Origin of the sequence: Staphylococcus sp. Ze2 (assembly GCF_048568365.1) — a bacterium.
GTDB classification, from domain to species: Bacteria; Bacillota; Bacilli; order Staphylococcales; family Staphylococcaceae; genus Staphylococcus; species Staphylococcus xylosus.
Genome location: NZ_CP183486.1, coordinates 2,274,293 through 2,300,563 on the forward strand (window position 1 = coordinate 2,274,293; position 26,271 = coordinate 2,300,563).

Sequence of the window (26,271 nt, forward strand, 5' to 3'; positions counted from 1 at the left end):
AAACAAAATTTAGTCCGAGACACCTACTTATGTCTCGGACTAATGCGTTATAATATCACTAAATGATTATAGTTTTACTGCTAGTTAGCTTTGCTAAAAATAGATTAATACAATTAAATCATTTTAGCTAAAATTGATTTCTTGCTCTCTTTTTCCATTATTGTGTTTCAATGTTTGGGTTACAAAACAAAGCATAATATAACAACACAAAGCCTATTAAAACAACGATTGCAACGTATACCGACATCATCCATGGTAAAACAAAAGCCCCTATAATCAACCCAGAACGTGCTAATAAGTTACCACCATAAAATGAAATCATACCAAATGTATTATATGTACTTCGTTTATCATCTGGTATCATTAAAAACCTTTGTGCGTTTTGTATAGGCGAATATATCAATTCTCCTAGTGTGGCAATAACTGAGAATAAGCATAAAATCCAAAATGAACTCGCAGATGTCAACACACTATAACCAATGGTATATAATATAATACCTAAAATAAATGCAATTCTTTTGGATGTTGATTCCACGATTCTATTTACTGTAAAAGTTAAAGTAGCTACAACAAGTGTGTTGATTATCATAATAACAGTAAACATTCTCACTCCATCTATGTAAAACCCAAAAAAGCTTAATGGTTCAAAATCAGACTTCAATCTAACCACAACATAAGAATTCAAACTTAATTCCGCCATAATTACTAACATGAAACCTAAATTTAGCATCATAAAATATTTATCTTTTATAACTGTATGATAACTATTAATAAAATCTTTAAATTTTGATGTTAATTCTTCTTTTTGCTTATAAACTTGCTCTACATCGTAGTATTTCTCAAAAAGGTACCAACTTATGAGCATTGCTAAGAAAAATATCATAAATAATAATCGTTTATGACCTAAATAGAGTAAAGCACCTAGCACCATACCAATTGCTGTACTAATATTAAACATCCAATAATTTAGTTGATAAACGTATTCACGAACTTCTTCATAAATTGCATCCATAATTGCTGCCTCAAAAATAGGTTCGCTCGCAGCAAACATAATTTCAAAAATAAAAACTGTTATACAAAAAATAACTAATCCTATACCGTCCATAGTAACGGTTATACTTAAAATAATGAGACAAATTGCATAAAGAAAATGAATATAATTTACTACTTTCTTCCTGTTATAATTATCCCCTATATACCCACCAATGAAAGACACAATAAAACTTACAATAAGATTTGTTATTAAGAAAACACCCGCAAACACTGCATTCACTTTACTAGTTAAATATAATGCCAAAAAAGGTATAATTGCTTGGCTCGCAATGATTAAGATAAAATCAGCTAAAAGTCGTGTTTTTAATGTTGTAGATAGTGTCAAAAATCTTTTCATCTTGTGTCCCCTTTTTTAATTATATGAATGCTCACTATTATACATTAAATATATAATATGAATAGATGATTACTAAATATATTATATTTTTAAATACTAATATTGCCAATAAGCAAATGTTTTAACTCTTTAAATTTTCATAACATTTTATTTGCTTATATAAGTATAATATATAGTAATAAGTGGCGTTCATAAATATTAGACTGCTTATTTTGAATAAAAATCAAATAGATATTAAATTTTCCGGTAAACTTTTGAAATATCTCCGAACACAAAAATAAACCAAACACTAAAAACATAGCGTTTGGTTTATTTTTATATTTATAACTTAACCGTATAAAATACTATACAATTTTAGTCATTAAATTTTTTCAATACAATTACTGCATTATGTCCGCCGAAACCTAAACTGTTACTCATTGCATAAGTAATATCTAAATCTTCTGCTTGGTTAGGGACGATATCTAAATCACACTCCGGATCTGGTGTGTTTGCATTAATTGTAGGTGCAATGCGACTATCTCTAATTGAAAGAGCAGAAAAGATTGCCTCAATACCGCCTGTTGCACCAAGTAAATGGCCTGTCATTGATTTAGTTGAACTTACTTTTAATGTAGAAGCAGCTTCACCAAATGTATTTTTTATAGCTTGGATTTCAGTCAAGTCACCTACTGGCGTACTTGTACCATGCGCATTAAGATATTGAACATCTTTAGCTTCAATACCAGCATCATCCATAGCAGCTTGCATAGCACGAGAACCACCTTCACCTTGTGGTGCTGGAGCTGTAATATGATATGCATCTCCCGTTGAGCCATATCCTACAATTTCTGCATATATTTGGGCACCGCGTGCTTGCGCTGATTCTAAAGATTCTAATACTACAATACCAGCGCCTTCACCCATGATGAACCCATCACGGCCTTCTTGGAAAGGACGGCATGCTGTTTCTTTATCAACGTTTGTAGATAATGCACGACTAGCACTAAAGCCTGCGATTGCCATATGTGTAATTGGCGCTTCAGCTCCACCCGTAACCATTGCATCTGCATCGCCACGTTGAATAATCTTAAACGCTTCTCCAATTGAGTTCGTACCAGTTGCACAAGCTGTTACCGTCGAACCGTTTGGCCCTTTGGCACCAATATCAATAGATACTTGACCAGTAGCCATATCAGGTATTAGCATGGGTACAAAAAATGGGCTCACTTTTCTTGGACCACGATTAATTAATTGGCTATGAGAAATTTCAAATGTTTCCATACCGCCAATCCCTGAACCAATCCATACTCCAATTCTATTAGCATTATTCTCATTAATTTCAAGTTTAGCATCTTGAACCGCTTCTCTAGCAGCTACTACCGCATATTGCGTGAAACGATCCATTCTGCGTGCTTCTTTTTTCGAAATATGGTCTTCTATATTAAAATCTTTTAATTCTCCAGCTAAATGAACACTGTAATCTGTTGTGTCTACTCTTGTAATATTATCAATACCACTAACACCTTTTAATGCGTTATCCCACGATGTTTTAGCATCGTTGCCTAGAGGTGATAATGCGCCAACTCCTGTTATTACAACACGCTGTTCTTTGCTCATAATTTATCCTCCTATTTTCCCCATCTTAGTGTGATAGCGCCCCATGTTAAGCCGCCACCAAAACCGACTAATACAAGGACATCGTCATCTTTAATTTTGCCGTTTTCTAATTCTTGACCGATACTTAATGGAATAGATGCTGCTGACGTATTTCCGAATCTATCTACAGAAACACTCATTTTTTCTTTGGGAATACCCAAACGCTCTCTAGCAGACTCCATTATTCTAATGTTTGCTTGGTGTGGTACAAACATGTCAACATCATCAGGTGTTAAATTTGCTTTAGCCACCGCGTTTGTTGACGCTTCTCCCATGATTCTTACAGCAAACTTAAATACTTCACGACCGTTCATAAATATTTTGCCATTTTCTGGGTTTAAAAATAAGTGTTTTGCTCCTGAGCCATCTGAACCTAGTTCATAACTTAAAATACCGCGCCCTTCTGATACTTCACTAATAACTACTGCGCCAGCACCGTCTCCGAATAAAATAGCTGTTGAACGATCTGTAAAGTCAGTGATTTTAGATAATTTATCTACGCCGACAACTAATATATTTTTATAATCACCAGATTGTACAAATTGTTTTGCATTAATCATTGCATACATAAAACCACTGCATGCTGCAAGTTGATCCATGGAAGCAACTTTCCCCACGCCTAATTTTTCTTGTAAAATATTAGCTACTGTTGGAAAAGGAAAATCACCAGTCGATGTCGCTACAATAATCATGTCGATTTCTGAAGCTTCAATCCCTGCATCTTTGATTGCTTTTAAGCTCGCTTGATAAGCCATGTCAGAAGTTTCTTCATTTTCATCTGCCCATCTACGCTCTTTAATACCAGTCATTTGTGAAATCCACTCATCTGAAGTTTCTAAAAATGATTCAAAATAGGTATTTTTAACAACTTTTTCAGGTGCGTATGCACCAAAACCTTTAATACCCACATCCATGGTTGTACACCTTCTTAATCTTAATTTTAATTTTTATTTGAATTAAACTTTTAATACCAGGTATTAATTTAACATAATACACATTTCAAATACAAGAACAACACATCGAAATTTTAAATATTACTTCTCTCTATACAAACTACACTTAATTATTTATAATGAAGTTATATATATTATATTGGAGGCATTACATAATGAAATACCTCGCAGTTTTATTTTGGTCTATTGTTTTATTACAAATGATTAATTTCGTACTTAATAGCTTGAATGGTGGCGGTGAACTTAACTATGTAACACCAATCTTTGGAGCGATTGCTTTTACAATTATTATCGCTTTATTTGATATGATGATCAAACCTAGTAAACATGAGGCCAAAGAACATCACTAAATATGGCGCAGGACAATAATCTTATGATTCCATTGTCTCATTCCGTCAAAGATTACTATAACATTAAACAAGTCCAAGACATTTATATGTCTTGGACTTGTTTTTTTTATATAAAAATGGGAACGCCTCAGAAAACAAATGCTTACTTTGCTTTCAATTACGCGTTCCCCACTAAATTATTTTAATTAAAGAAATTGTATTCTATATTAATAGTATTTGTTAAATTGCTTCGGGTTTATTTTCAGAAAATGTTAAACCATCATCAGTCAACTCTATATCAATAGTTGTACCTTCAGGTAAATTTTCTCTTATCATTTTACGTGCCAATGGCGTTTCAATTTGTCTTTGGATAAAACGTTTCAATGGTCTTGCACCGAACTGTGGTTCATAAGCTTCTTCACCTAACCAAGCCTTCGCCTCTTCTGACACATTGATTGAAATACGTTGTCCCATTAATCTTATATTTAACTCTGTTAATAATTTATCAACAATTAAACTCATGTCATTAATAGATAACGGTTTGAATAAAACAATGTCATCCATACGGTTAATGATTTCAGGTTTGAAATATTGATTTAAACTATTCATCACAGCTTTTTCTGTTGTTTCAGTTATCACACCTGAGTCTTTAACATTTTCTAATAATATTTGCGAACCTATATTACTAGTCATTATAATAATTGTATTTTTAAAGTCTACTTCACGCCCTTTAGAATCCGTCAAGCGACCTTCTTCAAGTATTTGTAATAATACGTTAAATACATCACTGTGAGCTTTTTCAATTTCATCTAATAAAATTACAGAATATGGATTACGGCGAACTGATTCAGTTAATTGACCACCTTCGTCATGACCTACATAACCTGGAGGCGCCCCAATTAGTCGAGAGACAGAATGTTTCTCCATATACTCACTCATATCAATGCGAATCATGTGTTTCTCTGAATCAAATAATGTTGATGCTAATGATTTAGCTAATTCTGTTTTACCTACACCTGTAGGACCTAGGAATAAGAAGCTACCAATAGGTCTGTTAGGATCCTTGATTCCTGCACGTGCTCTTACAACTGCATCAGAAACTAAATCTACTGCTTTATCTTGTCCTACAACACGTTCATGCAATATATCTGATAGATTTAACAGTTTCTCTCTTTCAGTTTCAACAAGTTTCGAAACTGGAATACCTGTCCATGAACTAACAATATCTCCAATCTCTTCATCAGAAACAATTTCACGAATAATACGTTCATTATCTCCATTTTGTTTATTTTGGAATGCATCCTCTAATTCGCGTAATTCTTTTTCTAATTCAGGAATTGTACCATGTTGTAATTCAGCTGCTCTTTCTAAGTTGTAATTATTTTCAGCATCTTCTAATGCCTTTCTGTTTTCATCTAATTCCGTACGTTTTTCTTGTAACTTAGCAATTTTTTCTTTCTCTTCTTCAACACGAGATTGAATTGCGTTTTGTTTTTCTTTTTCATTAGATAATTCTTGTTGTAACTCTTGTAAACGCTGTTTACTTGCATTATCGGATTCATTTTTCAATGCGCTTTCTTCTATTTCTAATTGCATTACACGACGATTAACTTGGTCTAATTCTGTTGGGTTGGACCCCATTTCAGTTCTGATTGTCGCGCACGCTTGGTCAACTAAATCGATTGCTTTATCTGGAAGAAAGCGATCTGTGATATAACGGTCTGAAAGTTCTGCGGCTGCTACTAACGCCTTATCTTGTATACGTACACCATGATAAACTTCATAGCGTTCTTTCAAACCACGTAAGATTGAAATTGTGTCTTCTACATCTGGTTCTGATACATTTACTTTTTGGAAACGACGTTCTAAAGCTGAATCTTTTTCAATATATTCTCTATATTCATTTAGTGTTGTAGCCCCAATACAGTGCAATTCACCTCTAGCAAGCATAGGTTTCAACATGTTACCAGCATCCATTGCACCTTCAGTTTTACCAGCACCTACAAGCATATGAATTTCATCTATAAATAATAAGATTCTACCATCTGAATCTTTCACTTCTTTCAAGACTGCTTTCAGTCGCTCTTCAAATTCACCACGATATTTTGCACCTGCAACAAGTGCACTTAAGTCTAATTCAAATATCGTTTTATCTAATAATGACTCAGGTACGTCTTTTCTAACAATTCTCTGCGCTAAACCTTCAACAATAGCTGTTTTACCTACACCTGGTTCACCGATAAGCACAGGATTGTTTTTTGTTTTTCTACTTAAAATTCTTACGGTATTTCTTATTTCTTCGTCACGTCCAATCACTGGATCCATATTACCTTGACGAACTTCTTCAACTAAATCTCTACCATATTTTTCTAATGCTTCATAATTTGCCTCTGGATTTTGTGTCGTCACATGGTTTCCCCCTCTTATTTTTTTAATAATTTCTACGATAATTTCTTTTTTATTATCTACGTATTGTTTTGTTGTATCATCAACATCCATTGCAGCTAATATGATATGTTCCATTGAAATGTATTCATCTTCATATGATTTCATATATGATTCTGAACTATTGAATAATTCATTTGCTTTTGGACTGATATATTGTCCGTATTGAACGTTATCTCCTTGTACGGTTGGATAGTTTTTCAATTTATTAGTATATGCATTGCTTAAATGTTCAGTATCAATATTAGCTCTTTCTAAAACACTTTTAAATAAACTTTCGCTTTCTTCAAGCGCTGCTTTTAATACAGCTTCAATTTCTATATTTTGGTTTTCATTTGCTTTTGCTAATTCAACAGCTTTTTGTAAAGCTCCTTGAACAGCATAGGTCATTTGATTAATATCCAAAATGATTCACCTCACCATTTAGTATTTGATCAAACGTCATTAAGTTTGACTTTGACTTTCTTTGACCTTAAGTTAATTATAATCCTTTCAATGTTACTTTTCAACACTTATGATTATAATTCTTAAATTTTTTTAACATTATTAAAGCTTGTTATATTAATGTTTTCCCCATTATTTAAATTAAATAAACACCCCTTTACCTCCATAATTTTTACAAAATTATATCATTAACTATTTTATTATTAATAAAGTACTTAACGTTTTAGTAGTATTTTAATAAGTTTTAATTTAATGAATAATTAAAACTTAAAAAAGCGAGAATATCTATTCATTTTTAAAAATGAATAGATATTCTCGCCAAGCTATGCTAGTAAACTAGCTTTAAAATTGAAATGAGAAGTTATTACTTACTAACTTCAAATAATAATTCTTTATAATAGATTCAACCAACCCTACTGTCATTCTCTTTTGTATAGTCATGCAAACTCTATTTATCTTTTTTAGGAGTAATATGTTTTAATATTTCATCTATCATTGCTTTGATACCCGCATTTTCTAAATGTATACCATCAGGTGCAAAATATTCTGAATGACCTTCAGATCTTTTGTACCAATCAATTAAAGTAACATTATCATGCTCTTTGGCAACGTCCGACATCAACTCATTAACGTGACTTTCATAACTTCTAGGTACTCGAGTATTCACTAAATATACTTGAGCATCACCGAATTTTTTAATTAATTCATTTAATTGTTCTTCAGAAAAATCTCCATTTGTTCCCAACTCTAAGATAACTTGGTCTGATTTTTGATTATAGTTTTGATATTTTTGATCAACTAATGGTGCCGCTTCATATAAATTCCTACCAACTTGGCCATCAATATTAGCATGTGGCACTTTCATTTTAAAACTTTCCCCAATATCAACCATTACAGAATCTCCAATTAGCAATGGTTTTAAATCTGTATACACTTCATTATCCTTATCTTTTTTAGAGTCAGAACCTCCTAAAAAGTTAACATCATCAACTGGAATTGGTCTGACCAAATATTTATCTATTTCATTCGTATTGTACGATGTTGCTTTGTGATTTATATCATTTTTCCCTAGTTTGTCAAAGCTGCCTACAAAGACAAATATTGCAGGCAATAAAAATAAAATTAACACGATTGATCTAATTACTGCCTGTTTATTTCCACGTGAGATACTAAATGCTCTTATGCCTTGTTTTCTAAACGGCGTCTCTATATAACGATAAGATATTTCTGCCAACACAATAGTTAAAATAATATCAATAACATAAACATAAGCAGGTAATTGACCATCTACATAATATGAATGTATAAAGCTAATTACAGGGAAATGCCATAAATATAAACTATAAGAACGTTCCCCTATGTATATAAATAACGGGTTACCTAATATTTTAGCAAAATAACCAGATGGATGTACTGAGCTAATAATTACAAATAACGTCAGTAAAGAAATTAAATAAAAACCACCATGATATATCCAATTACTATTATCATTCACTTTAAAGAACAGCATTAACAATAGTGCGATGGCAACAACGCCTATGCTATCAATGATAGTTCTCAATATATAGTTTGGATTTCTCTTTAATTTAAACGGAGGCCAAACAAATGCAAAAATCACACCTAATAACATGGTCTGTAACCGTGTATCAGTGCCAAAATAAACGCGTGAATTTCCTGTTTGATATTGGCTTATAATAATCATTGCTAATAAAGAAATCAAAGAGATTATCCAAAACACTAAAGTTACATTTCGATATTTCTTTATTGTGAGCAGTAATAAAATAAATACGATAGGAAAAATAATATAGAATTGCTCTTCAATTGCAAGTGACCATAAATGTTTTAATGGCATAAAAGCAAACTGTTCAAAATAATTAACATCTGTTGCTATATACCACCAATTCGAAACATAAAAAACAGCTGCAAACACATCTTGTTTAATATTTACAATTTCACCAGGTTTAAATATTAACGTTGCTACCGTTACTACTATCACGAGGACTAACATGGCTGGAATTAATCTTCTAATACGCCTTAACCAAAATTGTTTTAAATTAATAATACCCGTGGACTCATATTCAAAAAGTAATAAGCTAGTAATCAAATATCCAGAGATCACAAAGAATGTATCTACACCTAAAAAGCCACCAGTTAACCATTGTTTGTTTAAGTGATAGATTATAATACCGATCACCGCAATTGCTCGCAATCCATCTATGCCTGGCATATAGCGCGTGCTATACTTTAACTGCTTATTCTTATTTAAATTATTGTTCATTTCTATTCATTCTTTCATCCCCAAAATAAATTATTTCATATTACTCCTTATCATTCACCCAATCATTGTAATACTTCTGTAATATAACTGCAATTATTTTAATGAATTGCACTACAGAAAAAATATATTTTTAAATACTACACCCTCTAAATTTCCAGATAAAAAATAGCCCAATGTACAATTAAGTACATCAGACTATTTTATAGTTGCTATTTAATTTGTTTAGCCAATACCTAAAGCAATTTTAGCGTAACGAGACATCATTTCTTTGCCCCATGGTGGACTCCAAACAATATTCACTTCTGTATCTGAAATCTCTGGAATTTCTGCTAATACCATTTTAACTTGGTTTACTATTTGAGGGCCCATTGGACATCCCATAGATGTTAATGTCATCTCTACAGTACATAAACCTTCGTCATCTACATCTACATTATATATTAAACCTAAGTTTACAATATCAATACCTAACTCAGGGTCAATAACCATTTCCAAAGCATTTAATATGCTATCTTTTAATCCTTCATCCATACATTTCACCTCTTCGTAATTAATCATACTAACAATATATCAAATATCTTACAAAACGCCAATAAAATGCTATGATATTCATACGTCAATTATTAAACATTAAGGAGAATTCAATGGAACCTTATTTAATTTGTCTAGATTTAGACGGAACACTTTTAAATGATGAAAAAGAAATCACACCTTATACAAAACAAGTATTAACTAAATTACAAAATCAAGGGCATAAATTAATGATTGCTACTGGTAGACCATATAGAGCTAGCCAAATTTATTACCATGAACTAAATATGGACACGCCGGTTGTGAATTTTAATGGTGCATTCGTACATCATCCTAAAGATGATCAATTTGAAATAAAACATGATGTATTAGATTTAGACCTATCTAAAAATATTATAAAAAGTTTGAATGATTATGGTGTATCTAATATTATTGCAGAAGTCAAAGACTACGTATTTATTAATAACTATGATCAAAGATTATTCGATGGCTTTTCAATGGGTAATCCAAAAGTAGAAACTGGAGATTTACTAACTTCATTAACTGAATCCCCTACATCCATTTTAGTTGAAGCAGAAGAATTCATGATTCCTAGGGTTAAACAAATGTTGACACGCTTTTACGCAGAAAATATAGAACACCGTAGATGGGGATCACCATTTCCAGTCATCGAAATTGTTAAACAAGGGATTAGCAAAGCACGTGGTATAGATTACGTAAAGACTCATTTGGATATCGACAGAAATCATATTATCGCGTTCGGTGATGAAGATAATGATTTAGAAATGATTAAATATGCTAAATATGGTATTGCCATGGACAATGGCTTGGACGAACTTAAACATGTTGCAAATCAAGTTACATATTCTAATAATGATGATGGTATTGGACGCTATTTAAATGATTATTTCCAATTAAATATGCCTTATGAAGAAACTATAAAATCTCAAATTTAATTTAGGATTTTAATTTAAGGAGGCCTTATATTATGACTAAAATTGTAGTCGTTGGTGCAGTTGCTGGAGGTGCAACTGTAGCTAGTCAAATAAGAAGATTAGATCAAGAAAGCGAAATTGTTGTTTTCGAAAAAGATCGTGACATGAGTTTCGCTAACTGTGCGTTACCTTACTATTTAGGCAATGTCGTAGATTCACGCGATAAAGTTCTTGAAGCAACGCCAGAAGCTTTTTATGATTCCAAAAATATAATTGTAAAAACGTATCACGAAGTGACATCTATCAATGATGATTCACAAACGATTACAGTTTACAATCGCGTAAATAATACTTCGTTTGAAGAACACTATGATACTTTAATATTAAGTCCTGGCTGTAGTGCAAATTCGTTAAACTTAAATAGTCCTATAGCATTTACATTAAGAAATATGGAAGATACAGATGCAATTGAGACTTTTATTGAACAACAAAATGTAAATAAAGCGCTTGTTGTAGGTACGGGTTATATAGGCTTAGAAATTCTAGACAACCTTTATGAACGGGGTATCACGCCTACCCTAATCCATCGCTCAACGCACATTAATAAATTGATGGATCAAGACATGAACCAAGCGATTATTGATGAAATGGATAAACGTCATATCCCATATCGCTTTAATGAAGAAATAACAAAAGTAGATGGTAACGAAGTATATTTCTCCTCTGGTAAAGTAGAAACATTTGATTTAATTGTCGAAGGTGTAGGCGTAAAACCAAATTCAGAGTTTATCAAATCATCGAATATTACTTTAGACGACAAAGGTTATATCCCTGTTAATGACCAATTTCAGACTAATATATCAAATATATATGCGCTTGGTGATATCATAACATCACGTTACAGACACGTTGATTTAAATGCACACGTGCCTCTTGCATGGGGAGCACATCGTGGCGCAAGTGTCATTGCTGAACAATTGGCAGGTAATCCTAGTGTGAAATTTAAAGGATTTTTAGGTTCAAACATCGTAAAATTCTTCGATTATACCTTTGCTAGTGTAGGTTTATCGCCACAAGAATTAGAACATTTTGATTATGGAATAGTCGAAGTTAATCAAGGGGAACATGCGGGATATTACCCTGGAAATAAAAAATTACACTTACGCGTTTATTTTGACAAAGCTAACAGACGTATTATTCGTGCTGCTGCAGTTGGAGAAAAAGGTGTAGACAAACGTATCGATGTCTTATCGATGGCAATGATGCAAAAGTTAACAATTGATGAACTGACAGAATTTGAAGTTGCTTATGCACCACCTTATAGCAGACCTAAAGATATCATTAATATGATAGGCTATAAAGCTCGAAATAAATAAAATCAACTTTATTTTACTAACACGAAAACAATAAGAGGCTATAACAATGAAGTCATAGCCTCTTTTATATAACTTATAAACCAAACATTTGTGTAATTGGCCCCATCGGTAAAATAATACCAATAATGATAGTCAGGATGATAACTACAACAGTAGTCCATAACAAACTATGACTTGGTTGGCCTTTTTTACGTTTAGTAATTGTCACTTCCATCAATGCAACGACTGCTACACCGCAAATCATTTTCAATGTCAGTAACATATGTCCACCTGCGTTATCAGATGAGAATGATTGAATCCATACCCAAAAACCTGAAATTAACACAAGTAACATAAATAATCTTAAAACCATATGAATTGGTTTAAAATAAGGTGAAGCACCTTGTTTTTCAGAAAAGTTAAAGTAAGCTGCAAAAAATAAAATAATTAATAATACCCAACTTGCTATATGCATATGTAACATATAATATAACCCCCACACATTTTTCACTTCAAAAGTATATAAAACAGAAGTATATTGTAGTCTTTTAATTATAAAATCAAAAGATTACTTACCTTATCATACTTAAAATCACTTAATTTTTCAAAAAGAATTCTATATAACTCTACTAAAGATTAAGTAAAAAGAGCGGGATACAAATCAAAATTTAATTTTTGATACATATACCCGCACTTTATATTATCTTAATATTTTTATTTATCAGCAATAAAATTAGTTAATGTACCAATATTATCGATAGTAACTTTAACCTCATCACCTGGTTGTAAAAATTTAGGTGGATTCATACCTGCACCAACGCCTGCTGGTGTACCAGTCGCAATAATATCCCCTGGATGTAGTGCCACAAATTTAGAAATTTCTTCTATCAATTCATCTATTTTAATAATCATTTGACCTGTATTACCATCTTGACGGATTTCATTGTTTACTTTCGTAACAATGTTCACATCTTCTGGTGTAGGTAATTCATCTTTTGTAACAATATAAGGACCTATCGGGCAACCACCAGTTAAACTTTTAGATAAGAATGCTTGGTCTTGTTCATTCTGAGCTTTACGGTCTGTAATATCATTAATAATAGTATAACCATATACGTAATCTAGTGCTAAACCTTTAGGAATTTTTTCACCAGATTTACCGATTACAATACCAAGTTCACCTTCGTAATCTAACTGTTCAGTAATATCTTTATGGTTAGGTATCGTGCTATTATCACCAGTTAATGACGAAGCAGCTTTTGTAAACACATATAATCGTTGAACTTCGTGATTTAGCTCACTAGCATGATCCTGATAATTACGTCCAAAGGCGATCACATTATTTGTTGGCGTGACTGGCGGTAAAAACTCTATTTCACTAAATAGTACTTTATAATCGTCACCTTTGCCACTATCTTCTGCTGCAACAACAGCTTTACGAACTTGTTCTTGAAAATCGACAACTTGGTTTTGTTGAAGTCCGTTTAATAATGTTTTCGGGTGGAATTCGCCTTCAGCAAAATCTGCAAAAACTTTTTTCAAGTCCCATGCAGCCTCTTCACGTTTAACTTTCACACCATAAGATGTCTGTCCTTCATGTCTGAATGATAGGAATTTCATTCAATATCAGCTCCTCATCTATATCTTATTACATATTATAACTATATTTACCCATAAATAACAAATAAATAACTAGCGCTTACAAAAATTCTCCTGAACTCAATGAAAACGCATTTATTTGTTGCATGTAAAATTTGATTACAGCTTCAACTTATTATTTTTCCTTTTAAATATTAGAAAACAATTTTTAAAATTAACAAGTGAGAGTAGAACAGTAATCTAATTTATTTAAGGTAAGTGACCTTTCGCCATATCCATTCAAATGGTCCCATTTTAAAATATTTTAAATAGAAGTAACAGCCTGCAAGTTGTAGGCCATAAACAAGTAATGCAATGGTATAAGATTGGTATAGTGACAATTGGTTATATAAACCTCCCCCTATACCTAAAAATACAATTGATAAGACAATGCTCTGGGTTAAATATACAGATAGACTTAATTTACCTGGATATGTAAATACTTTGAGCACCTTTGCAAGATGTGCACTTTGGTACATAGCAATAAAAATTAATATATAGCCAGCAGCAACAATTGGGCCCCCAACAATATTGATATTTTGGTACGCACTATTTGAGAAATCAAGTGCAAAAGGTATTTTAACTATATAACCTGTAATAAGGCATATTATTCCCCATTTAATTGCACTTTGTTTTCGTAATTGAATTTTCTTAACTAGTTTTAGTTTTTGTGCAGCTATACCTAAGAGAATGTACGGTAAAAATTCCAAATAGGCAGATCCTGTCACAACATCTAGCACATTATATAAATTTTCTAGTGCGTTTATTTTCAGAAATTCAGTATAAAGTCCTTGTTGTTTAATTTCTATCAATTTAGCTAAGGATACACCACTAAAATTATGCTGGGTATATGGATCATTTAATAAAGAAAATACTACAAATGGTATAACTAGCAATAAAATTTTTAGGATAAACAAGATAATTGCTGCTTTTATTAAACGCTTGGCTTTAGATTTAATAAACAACACCGCTATTAACCCTGTATATGCATAGCCAAATAAGATATCTCCTGAAAACACAAAAAATCCATGTAACACACCCATAATCATAAGAAAAATTAATCTTCTAAGTATTATTGGGTAATAGTTAATACCTTTCATCTGACAATTGTCGTACATAATGCTCAAGCCATAACCAAATAAAAACGTAAAAATTGGGTAAAATGAACCAATAATTAATAAAGTAATTCCATGTAATAAAGTAGCATCGAACCCGTGCACAACATCAGACAATACACTCTCCTCATACGGAAAACTAAAAACTAATATATTCATTAAAATAATACCTAGCAAACTTAATCCACGTAATGCATCTATTTCATATAACCTTTGCTGCGATGACACAACAAGCACCCCTTATAGTCTAGTTTTATTCATCAATAGAAAGTTGTCCAAATTTAAAGAAATATAAATAGCCCTTAACATTTGTTTTCAGTATAGTTTCTAAAGTGTTTCGATAGTATTCCATTTGAACCTTATAGCGTTCTCTTAGCTGTGCACCTATTGCTTCGTCTGACATATTACGACGTCTATTAAAGGCATCTGTCTTATAATCTACAAAGTAATATTGGCCATCCTTCTCAAATATAAGGTCAATCATACCTTGTATAATAGAAGCATCTTCTTCCATATTTTCAATACGATCTACTTTAGCTTGATTGACGACAAAGGGTAACTCACGATATATACGTTCACTCATAGCAATCGTTGAATATAATTCACTTTCAATAAACTGATAAATATCTTCAAATCGAACATCGTTTTTAGCATCTTCGTCAATAATATGCTTGTCTATTAACTGATTGATAAGTACATCCACATCACTACGAGACAGCCCTTCTTTTTTAAACGGTAAATGTTGCATTACCGTATGCATAAGCGTACCAATTTCATTTGCTTTTCGTTTCGTAGTATGTCTTAAAAATCCTGGTCTATCATATGAAGCTGAGCCAATTCGGTATTGTCTAACTCTATCGTAGTTAGTGTCAGCTTGTTCTGTTTCAAGTTGTCGTTTCAGTTCTGATACGGATTGTTTTGATGGCTTTTCAATCGCTACTTGATGTGGGTATTTAAAACTTAATTGTTTATGAATCTGCGCCTTAAGCTCATCATTATTAGTCTGAGCAGACTGTATATCCACTAACGTACGTTGTTCACTTTCAGCTATAACGATTTCTGATGCTATATCTTCATAGAAGTCTGTTTTCAACTGTACAAAAGGCTTCATTGAGTCATCAATGTCATTGATTGTTGCTTCAAACCGTAATTCTTTTGGCAGCGATGTAGATTGATATTTAGCCAATATTGGATAAATCATATCAATTGGTCGTTGCGCGGTTAAACGATAACTCACGGGTAAATGCGTCTGCGACACTGAAACCTGTTCAAATTGCGTTAATTCTTTTTCGTCTTTTACGCGCCCTATTAAAAACAATTGTTCTTTAGCACGTGTCAATGCAACGTAGATTAACCTCATTTCTTCTGATACCATTTCTTTTTCGGCTATCGCTTTATACGTAACGGAGGATAACGATGGATAAGACAAGCGACTATCAACATCATAATAGGTCATACCCAAACCATAGCTTTGATTTAAGATTACTGGTCTGTGTAAATCATCTCTTCTAAAACGTCTTGATAATCCAGAATAAATGACGAATGGGAATTCTAACCCTTTACTACTATGAATGGTCATCATTCGCACAACATCATCATTTGGTCCGACAATATTTTCTTCACCAAAATCTTTACCTCGCTCGATCAATTCATCTATAAAACGAATAAATTGATATAATCCACGGAAACTAGAATTTTCAAATTCTACTGCTTTATTGAACAGTCCGTATAAATTTGCACGTCTACCTTTACCACCAATGATGCCACTAAAATATTGAATAACATAATGATCATTATAAAACTTATCAATTAATTGATAGACAGGATGACTTTGGCTATAGTGTTGATACATTTCAATATCTTTCAAGAATGATTCGAGTTTAACGACTAATTTTTTATTAGCAGCGTTGTTGGCTATATAGTGCTGTATCGATTGATAAAAATAATCATCATTTGGACTAAATACTCTGATATTTGATAACTCATCCTCAGTAAATTGATAAATTACAGAACGCATAAGCCCAACTAAATAAATATCTTGTAAAGGATTATCTACTGTTCTTAAGAAAGATAATATGAGTTGAACTTCAGTCTGTTCAAAGTATCCCTCTTTACTATTTACATGAAAGGGAATGTTATGATCTTTAAACGCTTGTTGTATCTTGCGTGCCTGGCCATAAGAACGTTCTAAAATGACAATATCTTTATAACTTGGTTTACGATACTGCTCAGTTGTCATATCATAAATCTCATGTTCTGACATAATCTTTTCCACTTGTTGAACAATATATTCTGCTTCTTGTTCTGAACCATTTAAGTCCGAAGAAGCATCTTCAACTAACATGTTCAACTGGACATTATGTGGCTCATTATCGAAAGTAGCACCATAATAAAGTTGGGCAGCATCGTCATAGACGATTTCTCCAACCGCTTCATCCATCATATGCTTAAATAAATAGTTCGTTGTAGTCAAAACTTCTTTTCTAGAACGGAAATTTTGCGATAAATCAATACGCATACCATTCTCTGAACCATCTAATGTAAAACGATTATACTTCCCTATAAATAAACTAGGATCTGCTTGCCTAAATTTATAAATAGATTGTTTAACGTCACCTACCATAAATAAATTTCCATCTGTCTCGTTACCCCGTTTAATACATGCAATAATTTGCTCTTGTACACGGTTGGTATCTTGGTATTCATCGACAAGTATTTCTTTGAACTGTTCACGATACATATCAGCAATATCTGATGGTGTACCATCTTCGTTCATCAATACGCGCAATGCAAAATGTTCATAATCTGAAAAATCGAGTAGGTTTCTACTACGCTTCTTCTGATTAAATAGCTCAATTACATCCCCTGTTATTTGTGCTAAATATGCTACTCTAGGCGCTAAGCGCTGCATATCTATTTTTAAATCTTCAGCATTACGTGAAAAATAATCTTCTTGTACCTTAGTCACCAATGCTTTGTATTGATCGTAGTGTTTTTTTCCATCATCGTATGCATCTAACATCATTTCATTGGCTTCTTTTATTTTTTTATTCTTAGCTGGAAAACGTGCTTCAAACTGGTGTTCTGCAATAACTTGTGTGTTTAACGTACCACCTTCCATTGCTTGAGCAATAAAACGACGCTCTTTTTCTAACACTTCAACTTGCTTATCTACTTCTTCAAGCATCATGAATAAATCATAACTTTTATTCAACGCTTCTAATGCAGAATTCATAAAAATCATAGCTAAATCATTTAATAATTTTAATAAATCTGCTTGCTTTGTAACATCATCATATGGTGCTGATAGCTGATTCAACCAAGCTGTTGGATTTGGATTTGCCACACTAAAATAAAACATTTCTTTAACAGTGTTACGCAGTTGATTATCATTACGATCTGAAGATAATTGTTCAGTTAGATCAATAAAATTAGGATCAAGTTGGTCGTAATGTTTTTCTAACACTTCATCTATTGTCTGTTCAAGTAGCAGTATATTTTCAGCTTCGCTACTTGTTCTAAAGTTAGGATCAATATCTAGTACATCATAGTGGTGTTGAATTAATTTTAAACAAAAACTATGTAACGTAGAAATTTGTGCTTGATGTATCTTCACACGCTGATTCTTTAAATGTGTATTGTTTGGGTCCTCATTTGAGGCTTCTTGAATCCTTTGGTCTACACGGTGTTTCATTTCTCTCGCACTTGCATTCGTAAATGTAACAACAAGCAGTTTATCCACATCAATTTCATCTTTAATAATACGTTGTATAATGCGCTCTACCAATACGGCAGTTTTACCAGAACCTGCGGCAGCCGCAACAAGTATATCCTGACCTTTTGCATAAATACTCTTCCATTGGTTATCTGTCCATCTCGTATTCTCAGGTTTCACTGGTATTTGACTCATTCTCCATCGTCCTCACTTTCTAAAACTACATTTTGCACTGCTTCTAATGGATCAATAGATTCGTCAACTGTACGATAGCGTTTACTATCTATCATACCGTCTACATGACAGACTGATTTATAGCTACAAAAATCACACGGTAAAGTCTGATTGTATTTCATTGGTGCCACTTCTGTATGTCCATCCATGATATTTGATGCCGTTTCAATAAAGTTTTGTTTATTATGATGAATTAATTTGTAAATGGTGTCCTCGTCTGCAACCTTACTATTACTCTTAATACCGCCATCCTTTTTCATTCCTAAAGGCACAATATCAGAATTATAACTTGGCTCCAGTCTAGTATCAAAAGCATCTAATACTGATTTATCACTATTTAGTAAGCCGCTCAATTTGAATGACTGGATAAATTCAGAGTCTCTTTTTTCTTCCGACAATTGATTCCATGCTAGTTTAATGCGCGGTTCATGTACATGAAAGTATAATAGCCCACCAGGCTTAGTTAGTTCTGTTAATCCTATACGTGATTTATTTTGAAGTACGATATCCATATATGTCATCATTTGCATTTGCATACCATAATAAACTTTTGTTAAATCCAACGTACCACTATATTTAGATGACTTATAGTCAATAATATTTACAAAACTCTCTTCCCCATTTTTATACGTATCTATCCTATCAATTTGTCCACGTATATTTATAGGTATACCTTGTTTTGTATGTAACGGTTCAGCTAATAATTCACTATTATCTCTTGGTTTTCTTCTAAAACCAGCTTCAAATCGTTGTGGTGTAAATTTAGTATAATTACCTTGATATTTTAATGCCGTTAAAGTCGTTTCTACAATTGCACCAATACGTTGAGATAAATAACGGTAATAAGCTGTTGAATTTAATAAGTTGAATTGGACTTCAGGCAATATTTCACTTAATGCTTCAACTGTTAGCTTATGAATTTTTTTGGGGTCTAAATTCTTAAAATCACCATTTACTTTTTCTGAGATAAATTTCAACACTTGATGGAAGATATCTCCTAAATCAAAGTTTTCTAACTTGTATTTTGTACGTTCATTTAAACGTAAACCATGTGATGCAAAGTGTTTAAATGGACAAGCTTGATAGCCTTCAAATCTAGAAACACTTGCGTTAATCGTAGAACCATACAATTCTTTAGATAATGATTCGTTTAATTGAACCGTTTCATTATCATAAGTTAAAGCAGTTAATAAGTAGTCTAAACCATCATTTAAGCTTTCATCGTCTCGCATCACTTGATATGTATCTAACCAAGTTTCTGCAACAATTTCATCATCTAACCAAGCTTTTAACGATTCAAATAAAGCAATTTTAGTTTGATGTGGATGTTCCATTAAAGTAAGTGGTTGTGCTTGATGCTGATGATTTATATTTTGAATTTCTAGATTAGTAAATAATTGTTGAATTTGGTTTAAAAATGGACTCGGTTCTTTTTGATCTCCACTAGAACCCATAAGCGAATATGAAAACGTAACCTGTTTACAACTACGCGTCATTGCGATATAACATACAAATGCTTCATCCATTTGCAATATATCCGCTGTAGGACTTAATTCTATAGAGGATTGTTCTTGGAAATATTTCTTCTCGTCGTCTGTAATTAAACTTGAAGATGAAACGGTTTGTGGTATAACACCATCATTCGCTCCTACTAGATATACATGTTGTTTGTTATCTACTTTTGCTAAATCCATAGTACCAATACTTACCTGATCAAGCGTTTGAGGAATCATAACAAATTCTAATTGTTCTAAGCCAATATCAAACAATTCAAGAAAACGCGATTTAGACATTGTTTGCTCACCAAATACCGTAACTAAGTCGTCCAACGTTTGAATAAAGCCATGCCATATCTGGTCAATTTCCTCAGCAGCTCTATGTTGACCGTTAAAGTCTAACGTATCACGTTCAGTCATTAATTGGCTTGGTAAGTCGAATGCTTCCATCGATTCGTAGAAAGCAGTGGCAAATTCAATAGCTGTAGTTGCACGGTTCATACTTTCTTCAAATAACATCACTTTATTGATAACATCTGTTTTCATTTGAATAACACGCTCAAAGGTCTCGCGTTCTTCATCTGATAATGGTTGACGTTTTAGCCCCATTTTTCTAAATTGCTCAATATCAAAATATTTTTCATCCAACCAGCGTTTGCCATAAATACCACGTTCTAGAACGAAATTTTCTAATATATCTATCAAGTAATTACTATCTTTAAATTTCTTCGATAGAATATCTGTTTTAAAGAGTCGCATAAGCGGATCAAAATTCCAATTGGTCTGTATTACTTCAATCAGTGATCTTATCATTTCCATTATAGGATGATGTGTCATTGACGGCTTCACATCGATGTTATACGGTATGCCGAATTGTGGCAAGATTGATTCCATGAGATAGGCATAAGCTTCATCTCTATATAAAATTGCTATATCTTGAAATCTATAACCTTTCTCACGTGTTTCTCTTAAAATACGGCGAGCAACTTCATTTATTTCTTCTCTCATCCCACTCGCTTCTAAAATCGCTATATCGCCATTTGCAACTGTAGGCTCAAATTGTAATGCATTAAAATTACGTTCTAGGTTGGCTAGGTCAGCATTATCAAAGCGATATACTTCGTCAAAACGCTTCGTATGTAATTGTATATTGAGATCGTTCGCAATTTCTTCTATGTGTGTCAGTGATTCCGAAGGTTTTCTAAATAAACTAAACATATCTTTATCACCATCAGTTGTTAATACGACCGTAACTTTTTTAGCGTATTTAACCAAACTACGGATAATTTGATATTCTAATGTCGAGAAGTTATGAAAGCCATCAATATAAATTTCCGCTCGTTTTAACCATTCAGATTGATCCATCATCGTAATGAATCTTTGTAAACTATCTTCAGTGGATACATATGTGCCGTCAATTCTATCTTCTAAATGTTTATAAACTAAGGCAATATCTTGTAATTTATGCTTTGTTCTTGTTTGTAAGTCATTTTCTGAAATATAATCACTTAATTGTTGAGGCGTTACTGCATATTTTTTAAAATCTTGTATTTGTTCATAGAGCTTTTCACTGAATCCATAATACTTAACTTGAGAACGATATAGTTTCAATTCTGATTGATGTTGTTGTATGATGTCATAAATCATCATTTCAGTGCCTGCTTTAGATAAGTGTTGTTCTATCAAACCACCAACTTCCTGGAACACACGATAACTTAATCGTTCAAAGTGTAAAACTTCTGTTCTCAAACTACCATTTAATGATTCATCGCTTACGAATGATTGTTCAAGCTGAAAAGTATTTTGTGTAGGCGCAATTAAGACAATAGGATCGCCTAATGGATCTTCTCGCATTGCTGTTTTAATTTCTTCAATTATTGTTTTCGATTTACCTGTGCCTGCTCTGCCGATATATGCATTTAATTCCATGGTTTACGCCAACTCCTTTGACTCACATTTTAACATATATATGGTTGTGTATAACTATTCTTACACCTTGAATGTCGAACAAATTAAAATATGACTTTACTATAAATTTAATGATGTGTTTGTAGTTTATAATAAAAAGAGGCCCGAGACACAAATAGTTATCTCGATCCTCTTTCTATACTCTTTACAAAAGTAACTGCATTATGAATATTCTTGTTAATCAATAAACGTTGTTCTAATTTTAGATATTTTACGTTATTAATAAAGTAAGGCAATGAAATCTTATTTGATTAATAAAATTTCATTGCCCTACGCTCATTGCTTTATTATTCATATTTTGTGTCTGGATTAAATCCAAATTTCATTTCGCTTAACGGCCAAAAACTAAATGACACTTTACCAACAACTTGGTCTTCGTCAATTAAACCGAACGAACGACTATCTTTACTTACTTCACGATTATCTCCAAGTACAAGTAATTTACCTTCTGGAATTTTATTTTTATCTTTTACATTATCTGTACCTTCAGATTGTTCGTTCATTTCTTTTGTTGTAAAACTACCAGTTATATAATTATAATCTTTATGTTTTTCATTATAATCTAAGTATGGTTCATCTACTTTTTTACCATTAACAAATAACTTATCTTCTTTATATTCAATGTTATCCCCAGCTGTACCGATAACACGTTTGACATAATCATTATCCTTAGTTGCATGGAAGACAATCACATTGCCTTTTTCAACATTTCCAAATCTTTGTCCAATTAAATTGACAATAACGCGTTCTCCGTCTTTTAATGTAGGATCCATAGAGTCACCTTTAACTGTATATGATTTCCCCACGAAGTTAACAATTAGCAATACTAAAGCTATTGCTACAACGATGGACACAATCCATTCTACGATTTCTTTTCTCAATTCCTTCACCTCGTTTATTTAATTAAAAGTCACTGTAAATTTTTCAAACGGATAATACCTTAAACTTGTGTTGCCAATGATATCTTTCTCATGCACGAAACCCAATGTTCTAGAATCGTTTTTATTATCACGATTATCATTAAGTACAAAATAAGCATTCGGCGGAATAATATCACTTTCAGAACCTTTGATGTTTCTAAGTGACAAGTTATTGATGCTGTTATTTGTATATGGTTCATTCACTTCTCTATCATCTCTGTACAATGAGCCGTCTTTAAATGAAATAGATTGTCCAGGTTTTCCAATAATTCTACTAAATTGGATTTCTTTTCCATTACGATACATAATAATATCATTATTATCTAAAAAATTAAATGTCGTTTTTATTTTATTAACAATAACACGATCACCTTGTTTTAGATTTGGGGCCATTTTATCATCTTTTATAACTGATCCTGTAAGCACAAATGCCTGAATCAATAGTACAATAATAAGCGCAAATATTATGGAAATCAAATGTTTTAATAATTTTCGCAAGTTGTCACTCCTCTGACGAATGCATAAAATGTTTCTCTAGTTTTCTACCAACGAACCATACTATAGCAATTACTATCACTATTGTTATCAGCCTTATCGGATTAGTAAAAAGTGTTGTAATATCGTTACCTAACCAACCTACAAGGCCAATCATTATAAATTTAGATGCTATTAGTACAATTAGATAGGCATGCGCTTTAATATGCGATAAGCTTGCCACAATATTAACTAGAGCACTTGGCGTAAACGGAAAGCACATTAAGATAAAAATAGGTATAACCCCTTTTCTATCAATAAAATGTATTAAGCGTTTAACTGATGTCCGTTGCTGAATTTTTTGCATATATTTTGTATGTGTTAACCTTCTAAAAAATAAGAATACAATATAACTTCCAACCACAGTGCCTAACCAAGCTAATAAGGTACCAACGAACCAACCAAATGCATTAACGTTTACAATTACAAACACAATGATTGGTAAAATAGGAATAAAAGCCTCAATAAATGGCAATAGAAATCCTGCGATGTATCCTAAACTCCCGAATATATCAAACCAATACTGTACTTGTTCCTCTGTCATCAAACCCATCCTCGTCATCACTATTCATTATAAGTATAAGTGTAAAGTTGTTTTTTTAAAACTATAAAGCGTTTCATATAATATAAATCAGTCTTAAGAACGACATGCTTTTGAAACCATAATTGAAAGACTATCCACGCTTTCAATGAGCATTAATTCTAAAGGTTGATCAAAGTCTTACTATTGTAATATGAACTTTGATTTACTAGAGTTACGAAACGGTCGTATGTATTTGTATTATAAAAGAGAATAAGAAAGGAATCTAATTTATTAAAAAAGTTTCATCTTCCTACCTTGATTAAGATGTCTAAAGTTGAAAGGGATAAAAACTTACCTGAGTCGCATCTTATGCATCAGCCCATGTCACACTATCTCTATATAATAATTAAGGCTGAGACAATTAATTGTCCCAGCCTACTCAAAATATAAATTTAACATCAACTATTTATACGAGATATAACACTATGTTGAAAAATTATAAGCGTTTTTCCAATTCTTCTTTTTTATCTTCAAAACCTGGTTTACCTAATAATGCAAACATATTTTGTTTATATGCTTCAACTCCAGGTTGGTTGAATGGATTAACACCTAATTGATAACCGCTCATAGCACATGCTAATTCAAAGAAGTAAACGATATAACCAAATGTCTCTTCATCTAAACGAGGAATATTAACAACAATATTAGGCACGCCACCATCAGTATGAGCTAATAATGTACCTTCAAATGCTTTCGTATTTACTTCGTCTATAGATTTACCAGCTAAATAATTTAAACCATCTAAATTATCACTGTCTTCTTCGATAGTAATATCATGTTTAGGATTATTAACTTTCACAACTGTTTCAAATAAGAAACGACGACCTTCTTGAACATATTGTCCAAGCGAATGTAAATCAGTTGTATAGTTAGCGCTAGAAGGATAAATCCCTTTATAGTCCTTACCTTCTGATTCACCAAATAATTGTTTCCACCACTCATTAAAATATTGCATTGATGGTTCATAGTTAATCAACATTTCAGTGTCATAACCTTTTGCATATAAAACGTTACGAATCGTTGCATATTGATACGCGATGTTATCTTCTAAGTCTTCAGAAGACAATTCTTGACGTGCTTTTGCTGCACCTTCCATCATTGCTTTAATATCAATACCCGCAACAGCGATTGGTAATAAACCAACTGCAGTTAATACTGAATAACGACCACCGATATCATCAGGTACGACAAATGTTTCATAACCTTCATTCGTTGCAAGTTGCTTTAACGCACCTTTTTCTTTATCTGTTGTAGCAAAGATACGATTTTTCGCTTCTTCTTTACCATATTTATTTTCTAATAATTGTTTAAATAATCTGAATGAAACTGCTGGTTCAGTCGTAGTACCTGATTTAGAAATAACATTCACTGAAAAATCTTTACCATCTAAATAATCAATTAACTCTTGTGTATAAGAAGAAGATAAATGATTACCTACGAAGACGATTTCTGGGAATTCATTACTATTTCTAAATGTTGATGTTAGCATTTCGATAGCTGCACGTGCACCTAAATAAGAGCCACCGATACCAATTACTACAAACACCTCTGAATGTTCTTTGACACGTTTTGAAGCTTCTAAAATACGCGAGAATTCTTCTTTATCATAGTCTACAGGAAGATCAATCCAACCAAGGAAGTCACTACCAGCACCAGTTCCTTCATGAATTGTTTTGTGAATTGACTTAACTATATCTTTTTGTTGCTGTAATTCATGTTCGCCGAAAAATTCTAAAGTTTTACCATAATCTAATTGAATATGAGTCATTT

General features: G+C 32.4%; 18 protein-coding genes. 3 read left to right on the plus strand and 15 right to left on the minus strand.

What is annotated here, in order from left to right:
• Positions 1 to 157 precede the first annotated feature (157 nt).
• The 3 genes from ACM591_RS10680 to ACM591_RS10690 all read right to left on the minus strand — a co-directional run bounded on the left by ACM591_RS10680 (position 158) and on the right by ACM591_RS10690 (position 3,942).
• Positions 158 to 1,390, minus strand: coding sequence for an MFS transporter (locus ACM591_RS10680; protein ID WP_326007552.1), 1,233 nt, complete (start codon positions 1,388 to 1,390; stop codon positions 158 to 160).
• A 354-nt stretch (positions 1,391 to 1,744) separates the two neighbouring features.
• Positions 1,745 to 2,989 (minus strand): beta-ketoacyl-ACP synthase II, encoded by a 1,245-nt coding sequence (gene fabF / locus ACM591_RS10685; protein WP_058626073.1) that lies wholly within the window; start codon positions 2,987 to 2,989, stop codon positions 1,745 to 1,747.
• Positions 2,990 to 3,000: 11 nt separating this feature from the next.
• A complete protein-coding gene (locus ACM591_RS10690) occupies positions 3,001 to 3,942 on the minus strand; it encodes a beta-ketoacyl-ACP synthase III (RefSeq protein ID WP_029379159.1) in 942 nt (313 codons plus the stop codon).
• Between the two features lie 194 nt (positions 3,943 to 4,136).
• Here ACM591_RS10690 and ACM591_RS10695 point away from each other — a divergent pair, with 194 nt between their 5' ends.
• Complete coding sequence (locus tag ACM591_RS10695; protein ID WP_029379160.1) at positions 4,137 to 4,331, plus strand: YjzD family protein; 195 nt, start codon at positions 4,137 to 4,139, stop codon at positions 4,329 to 4,331.
• A 219-nt stretch (positions 4,332 to 4,550) separates the two neighbouring features.
• Here ACM591_RS10695 and clpB read toward each other — a convergent pair whose 3' ends face one another.
• The 3 genes from clpB to ACM591_RS10710 all read right to left on the minus strand — a co-directional run bounded on the left by clpB (position 4,551) and on the right by ACM591_RS10710 (position 10,008).
• Positions 4,551 to 7,160 (minus strand): ATP-dependent chaperone ClpB, encoded by a 2,610-nt coding sequence (gene clpB / locus ACM591_RS10700; protein WP_326026927.1) that lies wholly within the window; start codon positions 7,158 to 7,160, stop codon positions 4,551 to 4,553.
• A gap of 487 nt (positions 7,161 to 7,647) precedes the next feature.
• Positions 7,648 to 9,477 carry an acyltransferase family protein gene (locus tag ACM591_RS10705; RefSeq protein ID WP_326007551.1) on the minus strand — a complete coding sequence of 610 codons (1,830 nt, stop codon included), beginning with the start codon at positions 9,475 to 9,477 and terminating at the stop codon, positions 7,648 to 7,650.
• Between the two features lie 222 nt (positions 9,478 to 9,699).
• Positions 9,700 to 10,008 (minus strand): metal-sulfur cluster assembly factor, encoded by a 309-nt coding sequence (locus ACM591_RS10710; protein ID WP_017722322.1) that lies wholly within the window; start codon positions 10,006 to 10,008, stop codon positions 9,700 to 9,702.
• 113 nt (positions 10,009 to 10,121) lie between these two features.
• On the opposite strand from ACM591_RS10710, the gene ACM591_RS10715 reads away from it, so the two are divergent.
• The gene (locus tag ACM591_RS10715; protein WP_029379163.1) at positions 10,122 to 10,964 is read left to right on the plus strand and encodes a Cof-type HAD-IIB family hydrolase; all 843 of its coding nucleotides are present in this window, start codon (positions 10,122 to 10,124) and stop codon (positions 10,962 to 10,964) included.
• Between the two features lie 32 nt (positions 10,965 to 10,996).
• Positions 10,997 to 12,319 (plus strand): CoA-disulfide reductase, encoded by a 1,323-nt coding sequence (locus ACM591_RS10720; protein WP_029379164.1) that lies wholly within the window; start codon positions 10,997 to 10,999, stop codon positions 12,317 to 12,319.
• A 73-nt stretch (positions 12,320 to 12,392) separates the two neighbouring features.
• Here ACM591_RS10720 and ACM591_RS10725 read toward each other — a convergent pair whose 3' ends face one another.
• The 9 genes from ACM591_RS10725 to ACM591_RS10765 form a co-directional block, all read right to left on the minus strand.
• The gene (locus ACM591_RS10725; RefSeq protein WP_029379165.1) at positions 12,393 to 12,782 is read right to left on the minus strand and encodes a YisL family protein; all 390 of its coding nucleotides are present in this window, start codon (positions 12,780 to 12,782) and stop codon (positions 12,393 to 12,395) included.
• A gap of 230 nt (positions 12,783 to 13,012) precedes the next feature.
• Positions 13,013 to 13,918, minus strand: a complete 906-nt coding sequence (locus ACM591_RS10730) for a fumarylacetoacetate hydrolase family protein (RefSeq protein ID WP_418354377.1) — start codon at positions 13,916 to 13,918, stop codon at positions 13,013 to 13,015.
• Between the two features lie 224 nt (positions 13,919 to 14,142).
• Positions 14,143 to 15,279: a DUF418 domain-containing protein gene (locus tag ACM591_RS10735; RefSeq protein WP_099265848.1), complete on the minus strand. Its 1,137-nt coding sequence runs from the start codon at positions 15,277 to 15,279 to the stop codon at positions 14,143 to 14,145.
• 25 nt (positions 15,280 to 15,304) lie between these two features.
• Positions 15,305 to 18,961 (minus strand): helicase-exonuclease AddAB subunit AddA, encoded by a 3,657-nt coding sequence (gene addA / locus ACM591_RS10740; RefSeq protein WP_326025680.1) that lies wholly within the window; start codon positions 18,959 to 18,961, stop codon positions 15,305 to 15,307.
• Entirely contained in the window at positions 18,958 to 22,425 is a 3,468-nt protein-coding gene (addB, locus tag ACM591_RS10745; RefSeq protein WP_418354378.1) for a helicase-exonuclease AddAB subunit AddB, read from the minus strand. The genes addA and addB overlap by 4 nt, the downstream gene beginning before the upstream one ends.
• Before the next feature lie 326 nt (positions 22,426 to 22,751).
• A complete protein-coding gene (gene lepB, locus ACM591_RS10750) occupies positions 22,752 to 23,345 on the minus strand; it encodes a signal peptidase I (RefSeq protein WP_029379170.1) in 594 nt (197 codons plus the stop codon).
• A gap of 18 nt (positions 23,346 to 23,363) precedes the next feature.
• Entirely contained in the window at positions 23,364 to 23,882 is a 519-nt protein-coding gene (gene lepB / locus ACM591_RS10755) for a signal peptidase I (protein WP_029379171.1), read from the minus strand.
• A 4-nt stretch (positions 23,883 to 23,886) separates the two neighbouring features.
• A complete protein-coding gene (locus ACM591_RS10760) occupies positions 23,887 to 24,462 on the minus strand; it encodes a TVP38/TMEM64 family protein (RefSeq protein ID WP_029379172.1) in 576 nt (191 codons plus the stop codon).
• Positions 24,463 to 24,937: 475 nt separating this feature from the next.
• The gene (locus tag ACM591_RS10765) at positions 24,938 to 26,269 is read right to left on the minus strand and encodes a glucose-6-phosphate isomerase (RefSeq protein WP_038678222.1); all 1,332 of its coding nucleotides are present in this window, start codon (positions 26,267 to 26,269) and stop codon (positions 24,938 to 24,940) included.
• Positions 26,270 to 26,271 lie beyond the last annotated feature (2 nt).

Excerpts from the sequence above, each read along its gene's own strand:
- ACM591_RS10680 (WP_326007552.1), bottom strand. The coding sequence starts at position 1,390 with ATGAAAAGATTTTTGACACTATCTACAACATTAAAAACACGACTTTTA.
- fabF (WP_058626073.1), bottom strand. The coding sequence starts at position 2,989 with ATGAGCAAAGAACAGCGTGTTGTAATAACAGGAGTTGGCGCATTATCA.
- ACM591_RS10690 (WP_029379159.1), bottom strand. The coding sequence starts at position 3,942 with ATGGATGTGGGTATTAAAGGTTTTGGTGCATACGCACCTGAAAAAGTT.
- ACM591_RS10695 (WP_029379160.1), top strand. The coding sequence starts at position 4,137 with ATGAAATACCTCGCAGTTTTATTTTGGTCTATTGTTTTATTACAAATG.
- ACM591_RS10705 (WP_326007551.1), bottom strand. The coding sequence starts at position 9,477 with ATGAACAATAATTTAAATAAGAATAAGCAGTTAAAGTATAGCACGCGC.
- ACM591_RS10710 (WP_017722322.1), bottom strand. The coding sequence starts at position 10,008 with ATGGATGAAGGATTAAAAGATAGCATATTAAATGCTTTGGAAATGGTT.
- ACM591_RS10715 (WP_029379163.1), top strand. The coding sequence starts at position 10,122 with ATGGAACCTTATTTAATTTGTCTAGATTTAGACGGAACACTTTTAAAT.
- ACM591_RS10720 (WP_029379164.1), top strand. The coding sequence starts at position 10,997 with ATGACTAAAATTGTAGTCGTTGGTGCAGTTGCTGGAGGTGCAACTGTA.
- ACM591_RS10725 (WP_029379165.1), bottom strand. The coding sequence starts at position 12,782 with ATGTTACATATGCATATAGCAAGTTGGGTATTATTAATTATTTTATTT.
- ACM591_RS10730 (WP_418354377.1), bottom strand. The coding sequence starts at position 13,918 with ATGAAATTCCTATCATTCAGACATGAAGGACAGACATCTTATGGTGTG.
- addA (WP_326025680.1), bottom strand. The coding sequence starts at position 18,961 with ATGAGTCAAATACCAGTGAAACCTGAGAATACGAGATGGACAGATAAC.
- addB (WP_418354378.1), bottom strand. The coding sequence starts at position 22,425 with ATGGAATTAAATGCATATATCGGCAGAGCAGGCACAGGTAAATCGAAA.
- ACM591_RS10760 (WP_029379172.1), bottom strand. The coding sequence starts at position 24,462 with ATGACAGAGGAACAAGTACAGTATTGGTTTGATATATTCGGGAGTTTA.
- ACM591_RS10765 (WP_038678222.1), bottom strand. The coding sequence starts at position 26,269 with ATGACTCATATTCAATTAGATTATGGTAAAACTTTAGAATTTTTCGGC.